The 14,893-nt window shown below is 72.2% G+C and carries 12 protein-coding genes; 7 read left to right on the forward strand and 5 right to left on the reverse strand.

What is annotated here, in order from left to right; all coding sequences use genetic code 11:
- Positions 1-160: 160 nt before the first annotated feature.
- Positions 161-1,060, reverse strand: coding sequence for an aminoglycoside phosphotransferase family protein (locus ACZ6S8_RS34465; RefSeq protein WP_469461698.1), 900 nt, complete (start codon positions 1,058-1,060; stop codon positions 161-163).
- Positions 1,061-1,524: 464 nt separating this feature from the next.
- On the opposite strand from ACZ6S8_RS34465, the gene ACZ6S8_RS34470 reads away from it, so the two are divergent.
- Positions 1,525-2,166 (forward strand): hypothetical protein, encoded by a 642-nt coding sequence (locus ACZ6S8_RS34470; protein WP_469461700.1) that lies wholly within the window; start codon positions 1,525-1,527, stop codon positions 2,164-2,166.
- A 32-nt stretch (positions 2,167-2,198) separates the two neighbouring features.
- Here the strand turns inward: ACZ6S8_RS34470 and ACZ6S8_RS34475 are convergent, their stop codons facing one another.
- Positions 2,199-3,335 carry a DegT/DnrJ/EryC1/StrS family aminotransferase gene (locus ACZ6S8_RS34475; RefSeq protein ID WP_469461702.1) on the reverse strand — a complete coding sequence of 379 codons (1,137 nt, stop codon included), beginning with the start codon at positions 3,333-3,335 and terminating at the stop codon, positions 2,199-2,201.
- Between the two features lie 302 nt (positions 3,336-3,637).
- Here ACZ6S8_RS34475 and ACZ6S8_RS34480 point away from each other — a divergent pair, with 302 nt between their 5' ends.
- Positions 3,638-4,282, forward strand: coding sequence for a dihydrofolate reductase family protein (locus ACZ6S8_RS34480; protein WP_469461704.1), 645 nt, complete (start codon positions 3,638-3,640; stop codon positions 4,280-4,282).
- 90 nt (positions 4,283-4,372) lie between these two features.
- On the opposite strand, the gene ACZ6S8_RS34485 is transcribed toward ACZ6S8_RS34480, so the two are convergent.
- Positions 4,373-5,911: a carbohydrate binding domain-containing protein gene (locus ACZ6S8_RS34485; protein ID WP_469461706.1), complete on the reverse strand. Its 1,539-nt coding sequence runs from the start codon at positions 5,909-5,911 to the stop codon at positions 4,373-4,375.
- 401 nt (positions 5,912-6,312) lie between these two features.
- Here ACZ6S8_RS34485 and ACZ6S8_RS34490 point away from each other — a divergent pair, with 401 nt between their 5' ends.
- Positions 6,313-6,885, forward strand: a complete 573-nt coding sequence (locus tag ACZ6S8_RS34490; RefSeq protein WP_469461708.1) for a DUF4240 domain-containing protein — start codon at positions 6,313-6,315, stop codon at positions 6,883-6,885.
- 103 nt (positions 6,886-6,988) lie between these two features.
- Here the strand turns inward: ACZ6S8_RS34490 and ACZ6S8_RS34495 are convergent, their stop codons facing one another.
- Entirely contained in the window at positions 6,989-7,915 is a 927-nt protein-coding gene (locus ACZ6S8_RS34495) for an AraC family transcriptional regulator (protein ID WP_469461710.1), read from the reverse strand.
- Between the two features lie 148 nt (positions 7,916-8,063).
- Here ACZ6S8_RS34495 and ACZ6S8_RS34500 point away from each other — a divergent pair, with 148 nt between their 5' ends.
- On the forward strand, positions 8,064-9,179 hold the full coding sequence (locus ACZ6S8_RS34500; RefSeq protein WP_469461712.1) for a serine hydrolase domain-containing protein: 1,116 nt from the start codon (positions 8,064-8,066) through the stop codon (positions 9,177-9,179).
- Between the two features lie 276 nt (positions 9,180-9,455).
- Positions 9,456-10,469: a GNAT family N-acetyltransferase gene (locus ACZ6S8_RS34505; RefSeq protein WP_469461714.1), complete on the forward strand. Its 1,014-nt coding sequence runs from the start codon at positions 9,456-9,458 to the stop codon at positions 10,467-10,469.
- A 58-nt stretch (positions 10,470-10,527) separates the two neighbouring features.
- On the opposite strand, the gene zwf is transcribed toward ACZ6S8_RS34505, so the two are convergent.
- A complete protein-coding gene (gene zwf / locus ACZ6S8_RS34510) occupies positions 10,528-11,988 on the reverse strand; it encodes a glucose-6-phosphate dehydrogenase (RefSeq protein ID WP_469461716.1) in 1,461 nt (486 codons plus the stop codon).
- A 288-nt stretch (positions 11,989-12,276) separates the two neighbouring features.
- Here zwf and ACZ6S8_RS34515 point away from each other — a divergent pair, with 288 nt between their 5' ends.
- Positions 12,277-12,936 carry a TetR/AcrR family transcriptional regulator gene (locus ACZ6S8_RS34515; protein ID WP_469461718.1) on the forward strand — a complete coding sequence of 220 codons (660 nt, stop codon included), beginning with the start codon at positions 12,277-12,279 and terminating at the stop codon, positions 12,934-12,936.
- A 57-nt stretch (positions 12,937-12,993) separates the two neighbouring features.
- The gene (locus ACZ6S8_RS34520; RefSeq protein WP_469461720.1) at positions 12,994-14,889 is read left to right on the forward strand and encodes a S9 family peptidase; all 1,896 of its coding nucleotides are present in this window, start codon (positions 12,994-12,996) and stop codon (positions 14,887-14,889) included.
- Positions 14,890-14,893 lie beyond the last annotated feature (4 nt).

Raw genomic sequence — 14,893 nt, forward strand, 5'->3', positions numbered from 1 at the left:
CTCCACCCGGGGGGCGCGGGGGGGGGCGCGCCCCCCCCCCCCCCCCCGGGGCCCCCCCCCCACCGGCATGCCGTCATGTGCGCATCCTGGACGGGAGCTGCCGCCGGGCACGATCCGTGGGCGAAGATCCGTCGTGGGGCGGACCGGGACAGCAAGCGGCCTAGCCGATGAGGGCCTGGGTGATCTGGCGGCTGGTCTGCGCGGCGATCCGGGGGTCCACGGCGGCGTACGCGGTGTAGGCGTTCAGGCCCGTGGCCAGGGCCCAGCCACGTCCCCGCGCCCAGGTGGCATCGTCCACGTCGAGTGCGGCGCGGAAGACCGCCCGGCTGCGCGCAGACAGCAGGGTGAAGGCGATGATCAGGTCGCAGGCGGGGTCGCCGATGCCGAGTCCACCGAAGTCGATCACCGCGCTGAGCCGGCCGCCCACGGTCAGCAGGTTGCCGGTGTGGAAGTCGCCGTGGAACCAGACCGGGGCGCGGCCCCAGCCAGGGGCGTCGAGCGCCTCTTTCCACAGTGCGGTCGCGGCCGGGGCGTCGAACACCCCGGCGAACCGTGCGATGGCGGCCCGGGTGTCGTGGTCGCGATCTGCCAGCGGAGCCCCGGAGAGGCCCTCGGGCACAGCCCCGGCCGGAAAGTCGCCGGGGGCGAACCGCTGGAGGGCCGTCAGGAACCCCGCGAGCCCGGTTGCCGCCTCGGACGAATCGGCCAGGGCCTCGACGGTCGCCACCTCACCGTCGAGCCAGCGGGACACCGACCACGGCCACGGATAGCCGAGGCCGGGCCGGCCCGCCCGTACCGGCGCCGGGACGGCAAGGGGAAGGTGCGGGGCGAGCCGGGGAAGCCAGTCGTACTCCTTCCGGCACTGCTCGGCGACCGCCGCACGGCGCGGCAGCCGGACGGACAACTCCCGGCCCAGCCGGTGGATGACGTGGTCCGAGCCGCCCAGATCGACCGGGGTCAGGGGCAGCCCCGCCCATTGGGGGAACTGGACGTCGACCAGGCGCCTCACCAGCTCCGTGCCGATCACCGGCGCGACGGGCGGGGTGTCTTCGCTGTCCACGTACGGCTCCTGCGGCGGTCGGGCCCTGCGGACGGGACGGGCGGTCGGGCCCATCCCAGCGCACGGGCAGCCTCCCCGTCCATCGATATGCGGACCGTCAGCTGGAAGGGCGCGGGCGGGCCCACCGGGCCGAGCCGTGAGGGGGTGATCACGCGCGCAAAGTGCTGCTGCGCACGAAGGTCGCCGGCGTCGGCGGTGGCGGAGACTCCCAGCCGCTTCACGCCGCCTCCCGGTTCCAGGAGTGCACCGCCGTATAGGGGTTCGGACCGAGGTGAGCAGGCCGGCGTATCCGTAGCAGGCCTTTCGCACCGGCGGCTCCGCCGGGGGCGGGTGTACGTGCTCGGGGCGGCCTCGCCGTTCCGACCCGCCACACGACCATGTTCCTGGCGGCGAGCGGGAATTGCTATCGTCACGGGGATTGTCGGCCTGATGGGCCGATCGGGGAGTGTCGAGGGAGACGTGGCATGTCGTATCCGCCGCAGCAGCCGGCTTCGCCGCCGTACGTACCGCCGCCGGCCGCGAGCCCGTCCCGGGCAAAGCTCTGGGCGGCCGGGGCCGCGGTGGTGAGCGCCATCGCCGGCGTGGCGACCGCCATCGCCGCCTTCTCCAACGGATCGCCCCAGCCGGCGGCCGTCCCGCCGCCCTCCTCGTCCTCCGTCGGCAACCAACCGCCCCAGAGCGCTGCCGCCGCCCCCACGACCCCGGGCCCCGCGACGGGCGCCGGCGGGGCGGTGGCCGTCAAATGGTCGGGCAAGGTGGTACTCGGCATGGAGGGCATCGACCTCTCCCAGGTACCGCCGCGCAAGGGCGGCACCGACTTCGGCACCCGGCCCTCCGCCGGACGCAGTGGATCCAGCTCGATGGAGATCAAGGGCACCGTCGCCCTGTGGGAGAACGCCGGAGATCCCACCCCTCAGGGGTGCAAGGACCTCCTCGCCAGCCAGTCGCGCAACGCCATCGTCGTGGCGGAGGGCGACAGCGTGTGCCTCGTCAACGAGAAGTCCCCGATCGGCCTGCTGAAAGTCACCTCGACCCACTACAACGACGGCAGCTACGGACTGATCGAGGGCCAACTGACCACCTGGAACCTCCGCGCCACCCAGTAGGGGACAAACGCGTCCCTGTGGTGCCCCGTCCGTCAAGTGCGATCGGTGTGGAACGCGTGGACCGCGTGGATGACGCGGTCGGCTTCGGTCCCGGTGAGTTCGGGGGCCAGCGGCAGGCACACGGTCCGGGGCAGGAGATCGAGGGTGGCGGGGATGTCGAGGGTGCGGTGAGCGATGTCCCGCAGCGCCGGCTGGTGCGGGACGGCGAGGGGGTAGACCTGCTCGGTGGTGATCCCGGCCCGGCCGAGGTACGTCATCAGGGCGGCGGCGGCCTGCGGGTCGGGCAGCGTGAGCGGGTACTTGTAGTAGGTGTGCGGGCGTCCGGGCGCGTCCGCCGGCGCGGTCAGGGGCAGGGAGGCGAAGGCTCCGGTGTAGCGGTCGGCGAGGGCGCGGCGGGACTCGGTCCAGGCCGGCAGCAGGTCGAGCTGGTGGCGGATGACGGCCGCGTCGATCTCGCCCATCCGCCCCCGCCCTCCCCTCAGGTGGTGCGTGTTGCGCTCGCCGTCACGGCCCAGATCGGTGAGCTTGCGCAGCAGCGGCACGAGGCCCGGGTCGCGGGCCAGGAGGAGGCCTCCGTCGGCGAGACCTCCGAGGTTCTTGCCGACCCACATCGAGAAGCAGCCGATGTCCCCCACCGAGCCCGCGCGGCGGCCGTGATCGGTGGCGCCCGCGGCCTGGGCGCAGTCCTCGATCACGGCGAGCCCGTGGCGGTCGGCCAGGGCACTGATCGCGGTCATGTCGGCCATCAGGCCGTACATGTGGACGGGGATCAGGGCGCGGGTGCGCGGGGTGAGCGCTGCCGCCGCCGCGGCGGGGTCGATGGTGCGGGTGTGCGGGTCGATGTCGACGAAGACCGGGGTCGCGCCCGCGGCCGCGACGGCGAACGCCGTCGACACGAACGTCAGGGCGGGCACGATCACCTCGTCGCCCACTCCGATGCCGAGGGCGCGCACCGCGCTCTCCAAGGCCATCGTTCCCGAGCTCGCCGCCAGAGCGTGTCCGCCCCAGCGCTCCCCCGCCACTGCCTCCAGGTCACGCACCCGGCGGCCGCCGTGGAAGACGCCGTCGTCGATGACCTCAGCCACCAGGCGCAGCACGTCCTCTTTGAGGCCGTGCACACGGCGCGCGTGGAACTCGCTCCCGATGGTCCCGGCCGTCAGAACGGTCATGGTTTGTCTCCCTCGTCATCGCAGGTCACAAAGGGACAAACGATTCTTTCCAAGATCGAGCCCTCGTGTCGGAAACGAGCGACCGATCCCCCCGGCATCGCGTCGTGACCTCGATGATCCATTCGACGGCGCATGCGCTGGCGCGACAGCCTCCGCTGACTTCCGAAGGCTGCCCGAACCTCGCATACTGCACATATCGGTAAGCTGGGCAGCCGATCCACCGTCCGGTCACGGAGGCAGCGATGAGTCTGCCTCGCCCCGGGAGTCCCACCACTGCTGTCACCCCATCACAGGAGGAACGCGTGGCCCAGCTTTTGCGAGTCCAGAACTTCAACGTCTCGAGCGACGGCATCGGCGCCGGTGACGACCAGACCCTGGAGAGGCCGTTCGGTCATGTCGAGCCCGCGAGGCTGTTCGCGTGGGCAGGGGCCACGGCGAGCTGGCCCATGCGCACCGCCCCCGGCGGGAGCCGGGGCCTGGACGACTACCTGACGCGGGACTACCCGCGCAACATCGGCGCCGAGATCATGGGCCGCAACAAGTTCGGTCCCCAGCGCGGGCCCTGGCAGGACCACGAGTGGCAGGGTTGGTGGGGTGACGAACCGCCCTTCCGTACCCCGGTGTTCGTCATGACCCACCACAAGCGTCCTTCGTTCACGCTCTCCGACACCACGTTCCACTTCGTCGACGGCGACCCGGCCACCGTCCTGGATCAGGCCCGGGAGGCGGCACGGGGCAAGGACGTACGACTCGGCGGCGGGGCCACCACCATCCGGCAGTTCCTCGACGCGGACCTCGTCGACACCCTGCACGTGGCCGTCTCGCCGGTGACGTTCGGGTCCGGAGTGCGGCTGTGGGAGTCCCCCGACGAGCTGCTCGACCGGTTCCACCTCGACGTCGTGCCCAGCCCGAGCGGAGTGGTCCACCACTTGTTCTGGCGGAAGTAGGCGGAAGCAACCGGCCTTCGGAGCCGGTTCCGGGCGGTGCGCCGCTCCGAGTCGGAGCGGCGCACCTGGAGCGGGCCGGTCAGCGGGTGATCAACGTCCCTGCAGGGACTTGACGTTGTCGCCGAAGGTCCAGCCCTTCGAGCCGTCCCAGTTGATCGACCAGGTCATGAGTCCCTTCAGCGAACCGCCGAACGCGTTCCACGCCTGGCCGACGAGCGCCGGCGTCATGTGACCGCCACCGGCTCCGGGCTGGGCCGGCAGGCCGGGCACCTGCTTGTCGTAGGGCACCTTGATGGTGGTGCCCTGAATGGTCAGGCCGTTGTTCAGGCACGTGGTCTGCGCCGTGAAGCCCTGCACGGTACCGGCCTGGTAGGAGTCGCCGGAGCAGCCGTACATGCTGCCGTTGTAGTACTGCATGTTCAGCCACCACAGCCGGCCGTTGTCGGCGTACTTCTTGATGATCGGCAGGTAGGAACCCCAGATCGACCCGTACGTGACGCTCCCGCCGGTGACGTACGCGGTCTCGGGGGCCATCGTCAGGCCGAAGCCCGCGGGCATCTGGGCCAGCACGCCGTCGATGATGCGCACCAGGTTGGCCTGGGAGGCGGACAGCGTGTTGATGTTGCCGCTGCCGGACAGGCCGGTCTCGATGTCGATGTCGATGCCGTCGAAGTTGTACTTCTTGAGGATCGGGACGACGGTCGCCACGAACCGGTCGGCGACCGTGCTGGAACTCAGGTCGATGCCCGCGGTGGCACCGCCGATGGACATCAGGATCGTCGCTCCGGCCGCCTTCGCCTGGCACATCTCGGCGGGGGTGGAGACCTTGACGGTCGCGTCCATCCCGTCCTGCCACAGGACGGTGCCGTCCGAGAGGATCACCGGGAACGCGGCGTTGATGACGTTGTAGCCGTGCGCCGCGATCCGGCTGTCCGTGATGGGGACCCAACCCATCCCCGGATGCACGCCGTTCGAGGCGCCGTCCCAGTTCTCCCAGTAGCCCTGGAGCACCTTGCCGGACGGCTTCGGCTTCGTGGGGCAGGTCTCACCCGGCGGAACGGTCGGAGTCGCGGTCGGAGTCGGCGTGGCGGTCGGGGTGGGCGTGGCGGTCGGGGTGGGCGTCGGCGTCGGGGTGGCCGTTGGTGTCGGCGTCGGCGTCGGCGTCGGGGTGCTGCCTCCGGGACCGGCGAGGGAGACGTCGTCCGCGTGGAACGCGGGCTGCCCGTACCAGCCGTGCAGGTAGACGGTCACCGATGTGGTGCTCGGCCCCGTGCTGAAGCCCACGCTGAGCTGGCTGTACGCCGGGCTGCTCGGCGTCCAGGTGGACGCGGTACCCGTCAGGCCGCTGCCGGTGGCGCCCAGGTAGACGTAGCTCCCCTGGACGTAGGCGCTCAACGTGTACTGGGAGTTGGGCTGCACGCTGATGGTCTGCGTGCACTGGGCCTTGTCCTGGGCGGTCGGCGTGGCCTTGAGCGCGGAGGTGCCGGTACGGACCGGACTGCCGACGGCCGCGCCGGAGCCGCCGGAGCAGGTCCAGTCGGAGAGCCCGTTCTCGAAACCGGAGTTGGCCACCAGATTGGCCGCGGCGGCTCCGGCCGTGGCGGCCCCGGCCGTGACGGAACCGGCCACGGCGAGGCCGGCGGCGATGACGGCCGCGGCGCTCGCGCCGGCGAGGGAGCGTCTCAGGACGGTCGGTCCGCGCCCGGCACGGACGGGGTCCGGACGGCGGCCGACATGACGCGGCGAAGAACGTGAAGTACGGGGCTTCCGACGGAACATGGTGTGCTCGCTTCCCGCCGAGCGCCATGGACGTGACCGGCGCGTGGGGGCGTGACGCCCGGCTCTGGGTGAGGTGCGGACAGGTGGGGCTGTGCCGGACCGGATCGTAGGAGCCACCGGAAGCGCGGTCAATAGGTCTGGACCAATAAGGCGATGTCGACCGCGCACGGCCCCTACGCCGGGAGTGGAGGCCTTCGGGTCCGACCGGGTACGGGGGCGTCTGTCAGAGGGTCGTGGCAGAGTGCCCGGGCATGGACATCGACACGTTCTGGAACATCGTCGAAGGCGCGCGAGCGGAGGCTGCCGAGACCGGAGAGCCGTTGGACGAGGTTCTCGTCAGGCAGCTCGCGGACAGGCCGAGGCAGGACCTCCTGGAGTACGCGCAGCGCTTCGGCGAACTGCACGACGCCCTGTACCGCTGGGACGTGTGGGCAGCGGCCTACCTCATCGGGGGCGGGTGCTCCGACGACGGTTTCACGGACTTCCGCGCGGGCGTGATCGCTTCGGGCCGCACCTGGTTCCAGCGCGTGACCGCCGCCCCGGACAGCCTCGCCGCGCACCCGGACGTGGCCGGGACCCCCGACGCCGGGCAGTCGTGCGGGACGTTATTCTACGAGGAGATGAACTACGCGGCCGGCACGGCGTTCAAACGGATCACGAGCCCCGCGGAGTCCTTCCACGAGGCCCTGCGTGACGCCTGCCCGACCGGCCCCGAGACGGCCGACGAGGTGGACATGGGCGAGGGTTTCGACTTCGAGGACGACGAGGAGATGAGCCGTCGCCTTCCCCGTCTGGCCGCGATGTTCCTTGGCCCGGACGCCTGAGCGCGCCTCTCGGCCCGGTAGTCCGCAGCGGCCGGTTCCCGGCGTGCCGGGCCGGCCGGCCGCGGAGCGACCGCCCCGGAGCGACCGCCGCCCCGGGTGGGCGTCACCCGCCGTGCGGAGGGTGTCCGGGTGCCGCTGTCCCCACCCCGGCGCTCCCGCCGCCCCGCTCGACCGGGATCCACAGCTGGGACCCGGTCTCCGCGCCGGTCTGCACCGGTTGCGTCCGCAGGAGCTCCGGGCCCGGCCGGGGCGCGTACGGGTTCGAGGGGAACCACTGCGTGAACACGTCGCGCCACAGGTCCTGGAGCGCGCTCGGATACGGCCCGTGGTTGTCGAAGACCGCCCAGGTCCCGGCCGGTACGTCGAGTGCGTCGAGTGCGTCGGGCTCCTCGTCGGCCGCCTCGGGGCCGGCCACCACGCCGACCCAGTAGTCCACCTCGGCACCCTCCTCCCGGCTGTCGGTCAGGTGGACCACCGCCGACAGGACTCCCCCGGGCTCCCCGTCGCCCAGCTCCTTCATCCGGGCGACCGCCTGCTCGTCCAGGCCCTCTACGTGCGCGGTGGCAGCGGCGTTGACCCCTTCGTGCACCAGGGGCACCCGGGCCTTCCTGCCGAGGACCCGGAACCGCTCCTTCTCCACGATCCGGTAGCGCATGGCCGTCCTGCCCTCGACGACGACACGGAAGGACATGCGCGGCTGCGCCGTGAGCACCGCACCCGTGCGCCTGGCTTCCCCCGGGCCGATGCCGTGCACCGACCGGAACGCCCGGGCGAACGCCTCGCCCGAGCCGTACCCGTACCGCACCGCGACGTCGAGCAGGGTGAGCTCCCCGGCCAGCACCTCGGCCCCGGCGAGCGTCATCCGCCGGCGCCGCACGTAGACGGGGAGCGGCATTCCGGCGAGCGCGGAGAACAACCGCCGGAAGTGGTACTCGGAGACCGCGGCGATCCGGGCCGCCTCGGCGATGTCGACCTCTCCGGCGAGGCGGTCCTCAAGGTGGTCCAGCGCCTGATTCATCCGCTCCAGCACGCGTGTCCGCCCTTCTTTCCCTCCGGCCGGCCGTGGGGGCGGCCGGTCGGGCCGCCGGGCCGCGCGGGAATCCCGTCGCGCACCGCCCGACACATGCCGTACGGGAATTGTCGGGCCGCGGGCCCCGGACCCGCACGAGGCTTACCCCATGAACGATGTTAAGGGACTGTGCGAACCGAGGTTCGTCGCGGTGCGTGAGGTGCTCGCGGCTCTGCTCGGCAAGGACGACGTGGGCGCCTCGGCCGCCGTGTACCTCGACGGCGAACCGGTGGTCGACCTCTACGGCGGGTACGCCGATGCGGGCCGTACCGTGCCCTGGGAGCACGACACCCTCACCGCCGTGAACTCGACGACCAAGAACATGACCGCCCTGTGCGCCCTCGTCCTGGCCGATCGCGGCCGCCTCGACCTGTCCGCGCCGGTCGCCGCCTACTGGCCCGAGTTCGCCGCGGCCGGCAAGGAGAAGGTGCTGGTACGGCACGTGCTCTCGCACACCGCGGGGCTGCCGGACCTGTCCGGCCCCACGGCGGTCGAGGAGCTCTACGACTGGCAGCGCGTGACGGCGGGGCTGGCCGCGCAGGCCCCCGAATGGGAACCGGGCACGGCCGCCGGCTACCACGCGCTCACCTTCGGGTTCCTGGTCGGTGAGATCGTCCGCCGCATCACCGGCCGCAGCCTCGGCGAGTTCTTCGCCGAGGAGGTGGCCGGGCCGCTCGGTGCGGACTTCCACATCGGGCTCTCCGCCGAGCACGACCACCGCGTGGCGCCGCTCGTCCCGCCGCCGTCGCAGACCGACGCGTACACCTCCAGCGCACCGCCGGGACCGGACGGCGTACGCCGGGTGCACACCGGCGCCGCGGTGCGGGTCGCGGACGTCAACTCCGCGGCCTGGCGCCGTGCGCAGATCCCTGCGGTGAACGGCTTCGGCAACGCCAGGTCCGTCGCCCTCGTCCAGTCGGTCCTGGCGAACGGGGGTGTGGCCGGCGGTGTGCGGCTGCTGTCCGCCCGGGGCTGCGAGCCCGCGTGGCAGGAGGTGTTCCGCGGCGACGACCGCGTCCTGCGGACGCCGATGTCCTGGACCGCGGGCTTCGGCAAGTTCGGCAACACCTTCGGCTGGGGCGGCTGGGGCGGCTCGCTGGTCGTGAGCGACCCCGGCTCTCGCATGACGGTGGCGTACGTCATGAACCGGATGATCGACCGGGACCGGCAGGAGGACGACCGCGGCATGGAGCTCGTCATGGCCGCCTACGGCGGGCTGGGATAGCTCCCCGTCGGCAGCCGCGGCGGTCCGGTCGGCGCGCCGGCGCCGGCCGTGACCGCCGTCTGCGGGCGGCGGCCCGGGACGGTCGGGACAAGAAGACGGAAGGCGGAAAGCGGAAGGGCAGAAGGCCGGAAAGCGTCGCCGCGATTGACGTGAAGCCGTCTCGAATGAAATACGGACTTCGGTGGCCGGCCGCACGGGCCGCCCTCGTCGCGGACGGGGCCGGTGCCGGGCCGCCGGAGACGCCCTTCGACCGCTGAACGACCGCAGGAGGACACCGTGCTCACAGCACGCCACTGGATCGACGCGCTCGGCCTGGAAGCGCACGTCGAGGGCGGGTACTTCCGTCGGACCTTCCAGGCCGACCACCGCCCCCCGATCCGGACGCCCGAAGGTGACCGGTACACCCTGACCTCCATCCACTACCTGCTCACCCACTGGTCCCCGGTCGGCCACTGGCACCTGAACCGGTCCGACATCCTGCACTTCCACCACCACGGCGAACCGGTCACCTACCACCTCCTCCATCCGGACGGCAGCCACTCCACCACCGTCCTGGGCCAGGACCCGCGCCAGGGGCAGCACCTGACCGTCGCCGTGCCGGGAGGCGTCTGGAAGGCCTCGCACCTCGCCTCCGGGGACCACGCCCTCATCAGCGAGGCCGTCGCGCCCGGCTTCGACTACGCCGACATGACCCTCGGCCGGGCCGACGAGCTCATCGCCCGCCACCCCGCGCACGCCGAGCTCATCCGGCGCTACTGCCGCCCGACCCACCCGGACCAGCCTGGTCCGGTGATCGAAATCCGCCGCGCGGGGCCACCGGACGGTGATGCGCTGGGCGAGATCCACGCCGAGGCCTGGAAGGCCGCGTACGCCCCCTTCTTCGCACCCGGGTTCGCGGCCCGGGCGGTCCTCGACCGCCGCGGCCGCTGGCACGCACGCGTCACCGCGGGGCCCGAGACGGCCCTGCTCGCCTCGCTCGACGGCCGGCCCCTGGCCCTCTCGTTCTTCGGCCCCTCTGCGGACCGGCCCGGACTCGTGGAGCTGCACAGCTTCTACAGCCACCCGGACGGCTGGGGCAGCGGCATCGCCGCCGCCCTGATGGAGACGACGCTGCGCCACATCGGCGAGCAGGGTGCTGCCGGAGTCCACCTGTGGACCCTGCGCGACACCCCGCGGTCCCGCCGCTTCTACACCAAGTCCGGTTTCGCCGAGACCGGAGGAACACGGCTCCACGACTTCGGTGACGGCAACCCGCTCCGGCAGGTCGAGTACGAGAAGGCCCTCGCCTGACCGTCCGGCAGCCCCCGCGGCAAAACCCGCCGCCCGGGTCCCGGCCAGTGATCCGGTCCTACGAGGGTGGGAGCCGCCCGTCGGGCAGGTACCAGCGGTAGGGGGCGACGAGGGCGCCGATGCCGTCCGGCCCCCAGCTCCCGGGGGCGTACGGTTCCACCGCCGGCGGCGCGTCGAGCAGCGGAGCGGCCACCTCCCAGAGCCGTTCCACGCCGTCGGACCGCGTGAACAGGGACTGGTTGCCGTGCATGGCCTCCAGGAGGAGGTGCTCGTACCCCTCCAGGAAGTTCTGCGCGGCGAACGAGGTGCGGTAGTTGAAGACCATGGCGGCGTCGGCGAGCTGCATGGACGGGCCCGGCTCCTTGACCAGGAACCGGGCGGTGATGGAGCCCGGATCGTCGAAGTCGATGACGAGCTCGTTGCTCCGCCCGTCCGCGGCCGCCCGGGCGTCCAGCGGGAACATCCGCAGGACCGGTTCGCGCAAGGCCAGCGTGACCACGTGGCGGCCCTCGGCCAGGGCCTTTCCCGTACGCAGGTGGAAGGGCACGCCCGCCCACCGCCAGTTGTCGATCTCGACGCGCAGCGCCACGAACGTCTCGGTGTCCGACGCCGGGTCCACGCCCTGCTCGTCGCGGTAGCCGGTGTACTGGCCGCGGACGACGTGCGCGGGGTCCAGGACGCGCATGCTGTGGAACACCTTGACCTGTTCGTCGCGGAGCGCGTCCGCCTCCAGGGCGACCGGTGGTTCCATGGCGACGAATCCGAGCAGCTGGAACAGGTGGGTGACCACCATGTCGCGGAACGTTCCGGTGCCCTCGAAGAAGCCGGCCCTGCCCTGGATGTCGAGGTGCTCGGGCACGTCGATCTGTACGTGGCTGATGTGCTCGCGGTTCCACAGCGGCTCGAGGAGGCCGTTGGCGAAGCGGAGCGCCAGGACGTTGTCGACGGCCTCCTTGCCGAGGAAGTGGTCGATGCGGAACACGCGGGACTCGTCGAAGACGGCGTGGATGGCTGCGTTGAGCGCGCGGGCGGACGCGAGGTCGGTGCCGAACGGCTTCTCCACGATGACCCGGCCGCCGTCGGCGAGCCCGGTCGCGCCGAGCAGGTCGATCATCGAGGTGAACGCGACGGGAGGCACGGCGAGGTGGAAGAGCCTGCGCGGTTCGCCCCCGAGGGCGGATTCGGCCTCGTGCACCGCCGCCACCAGGGGATCCGCGGCCCCCGTGTCGGCCGCGCCGAAGGACAGGGCGGCGGCGAACGCCTCCCAGGCCGGCCCCTCGGGCCGCGAGCGCCCGAACTCCGCCACGGCCTGCTGTGCGTGGGCCCGGAACTCCTGGTCGGTGAGGGCCTCCGCCGCCGGCGCCGTGCCCACGATGCGGTAGCGCCGCGGCATCAGCCCGGCTCGCGCCAGATGGAACAGCCCGGGCAGCAGCTTGCGCCGGGCGAGGTCGCCGGTGGCGCCGAACAGGACGATGACGTGGTCCGCAGGGGGTTCGGGAGACTGGGCCGGCTGGGCCATCGGCAGCATCCTCACTCGTCCGCGCCTGAGCGCTGCACCGGCACGGCCCGGCCCGGTGCCGTGTCCGCCGTCGCGGCGGTGACCGTGCGTCCTCACGCCCCACTCTGCGCGCCCCCGGCCGATCCGGCACCCGGGGCGTCCGGACCGCCGGGGACGCCTCGGTCGTACCGTCCGGCACGGCATACCCGTCGGCCCGGCACACCGTCCGGCCCGGCTACCGAAGACAGCGAGTGTCACTTAATGACATACTGTCGCTTGAAGACGCGCCACGAGGAAGGACCGATCACCATGACCACGGACCGGCGCAGCGGCGGAGGGATGAGCCCGCAGCGGCGCGAGCGGCTGCGGCTGGAGATCTCGCGCGAAGCGGCGCGGTTGTTCTGGGAGCAGGGCGTAGCGGCGACCAGCGGCGATCAGATCGCGCAGGCCGTGGGCCTGTCGACGCGCACGATCTGGCGGCACTTCCGCAGCAAGGAGAGCTGCGCCGAGCCGATCGTGCTGCAGGGCGTGGTCACGCTCCTGACCGTACTGCGCGCCTGGCCCCGCCAGAGCTCCCTGGAGGACCACCTGGTCACGGAGCTGACCCGGCTCGGCCGGGAGGAGCCGCCCGTGAAGCTCGCCGACGAAATGCTCGCGATGAAGATGATCCGGCTCGCCGACACCGAGCCGGCCCTGCGCACGGCCTGGTTGATGGCCTGCGACCAGACGGAACGCGAGCTGTGCGCGATCGTCGGCGATCGTCTCGACCGCCCGGCCGATGACCTACAGGTGCGGCTGTACGCGGCGTCGGCGTCCTCGGTGGTCCGGGTGCTCGACGAGCACATCGGCGCCGCCATCCTGGCCGGCTCCGGCCCCGCGGGGTTCGACGACGTCATGACCCTCGCCCGGAGGTACGCCCACGCCATCCGCACGGCCACCGCCGGAGCCCTCGGCGACCCCGTCGCCTGAGACTCCGTACCCCGATCGCCCGCCCGCTGGAGCGGGCGAGACCAGAAGGGACTCCCCATGCCCGCCGTTCCGCACCTCACCGTCGAGGACCTCTTCGACTCCCCCGTCCGCGCCGCCGCAGCGATCTCGCCCGACGGCACCACGGTCGCCTATCTGGCGCCGTGGCGGGAGCGTCTCAACGTCTGGGTGGAGAGCCTCGACGAGGAGGGCGAGCCGCGCTGCGTCACCGCCGACGACGAGCGCAGCGTGCTGCGCTTCCACTGGACCGACGATCCGCGCTGGCTGCTGTACGAGCAGGACCGCGGCGGCGACGAGAACTACCACGTGTACCGGGTCGACCTGGACGACCCCGAGGCCGAGGCCGTCGACCTCACCCCCTACGCGGGGGCCCGCGCCGTGGGTTTCGAGATGACCGCGGCCCGGCCCGGCAAGGCGACGCTGCATCTGAACCACCGCAGCCCCGCCGAGTTCGACCTGTACGAACTCGACATCGGCACGGGCGAGTTGACGGTGCTGGCCCGCAACCCCGGCCAGGTGGGCGGCCTGCTGCCCGCGCCGGACGGAAAGCTGTACGCCCACTCGCTGACGGCCGAGGGCGACATCCGGTTGTCGCAGTGGGATTCCACGACGGGGGCGATGCGGCCGGTCGTCACGTTCGACGGCTCCGACTACCCGCTGGACATCCAGCCGTTCCGGCTCACCCCGGACGGGACCGGCGTGTGGATCGGCTCCAACCGCGGCAGCGACCGGACCCGGGTGGTGCGGCTCGACCTGGTCACCGGTGAGGAGACCGAGGTCGACAGCCATCCGCGCTTCGACCTCGACCCGCGCTCCGCGGTCTTCCCCGTCCTGCCCTCGCCGCTGATCTGCGACCGGCGGACCGGAGAGCTGATCGGCGTCCGGTACCTCGGCGAACGGCAGGTCATCCGCCCGCTGACCCCGGAGTTCGCCGCGGTCCTGGAGAAGCTGGAGGCGCTGTCCGACGGCGACCTGACGGCGCTGTCCTCGGACGTCGACGGGCGGCGCTGGGTCGTCGGGTTCAACCACGACCGCGACCCCGGGGTCACCTACCTCTACGACCACACCACCGGGCGGAGCCGCCTGCTCTTCCGGCCCTTCCCGCATCTGGACCCCGGCACCCTCGCCCGCATGACGCCCGTCACGATCCCCGCGCGCGACGGACTGGAACTCCCCTCCTACCTGACGCTGCCCGTGGGGGTGGAGCCGGCGCGGCTGCCCCTGGTGCTGCTCGTCCACGGCGGGCCGTGGCACCGGGACAGCTGGGGCTTCGATCCCAGCGCGCAGCTCCTCGCCAACCGCGGGTACGCGGTGCTGCAGGTCAACTTCCGCGGGTCGACCGGCTACGGGAAGGCGTTCCTGAAGGCGGGCATCAAGGAGCTGAGCGGCGCGATGCACGACGACCTGATCGACGCCGTCCAGTGGGCCGTCGGGGAGGGGCTCGCCGACCCGGACCGCGTCGCGATCTTCGGCGGCTCGTACGGCGGTTACGCCACCCTGGTCGGCGTCTCCTTCACCCCCGACGTCTTCGCCGCCGCGATCGACTTCTGCGGGCCCTCCAACCTGGTGACGTACCTGCGGGCCGTACCGGACTTCGTCAAGCCCTACCTCGTCAACAACTGGTACCTGTACGCCGGGAACCCCGACGATCCGGAGCAGGAGGCGGACCTGTGGGCCCGCTCGCCGCTGAGCCGCGTCGATGCCATCCGCACCCCGCTGATGGTGGTCCAGGGCGCCAACGACCCCCGCGTGACCAAGGCCGAGTCCGACCAGATCGTCCATGCGCTGCGCGCCCGCGGGGTCGAAGTCGAGTACATGGTGAAGGACGACGAGGGCCACGGTTTCGTGAACCCGCAGAACAACATCGACATGTACCGCGCGGCCGACCGCTTCCTCGCCCGCCACCTGGCCGGGCCTTCCCGTACGGCCGGGTGATCGG

Source organism: Streptomyces sp. NPDC048461 (assembly GCF_055587105.1).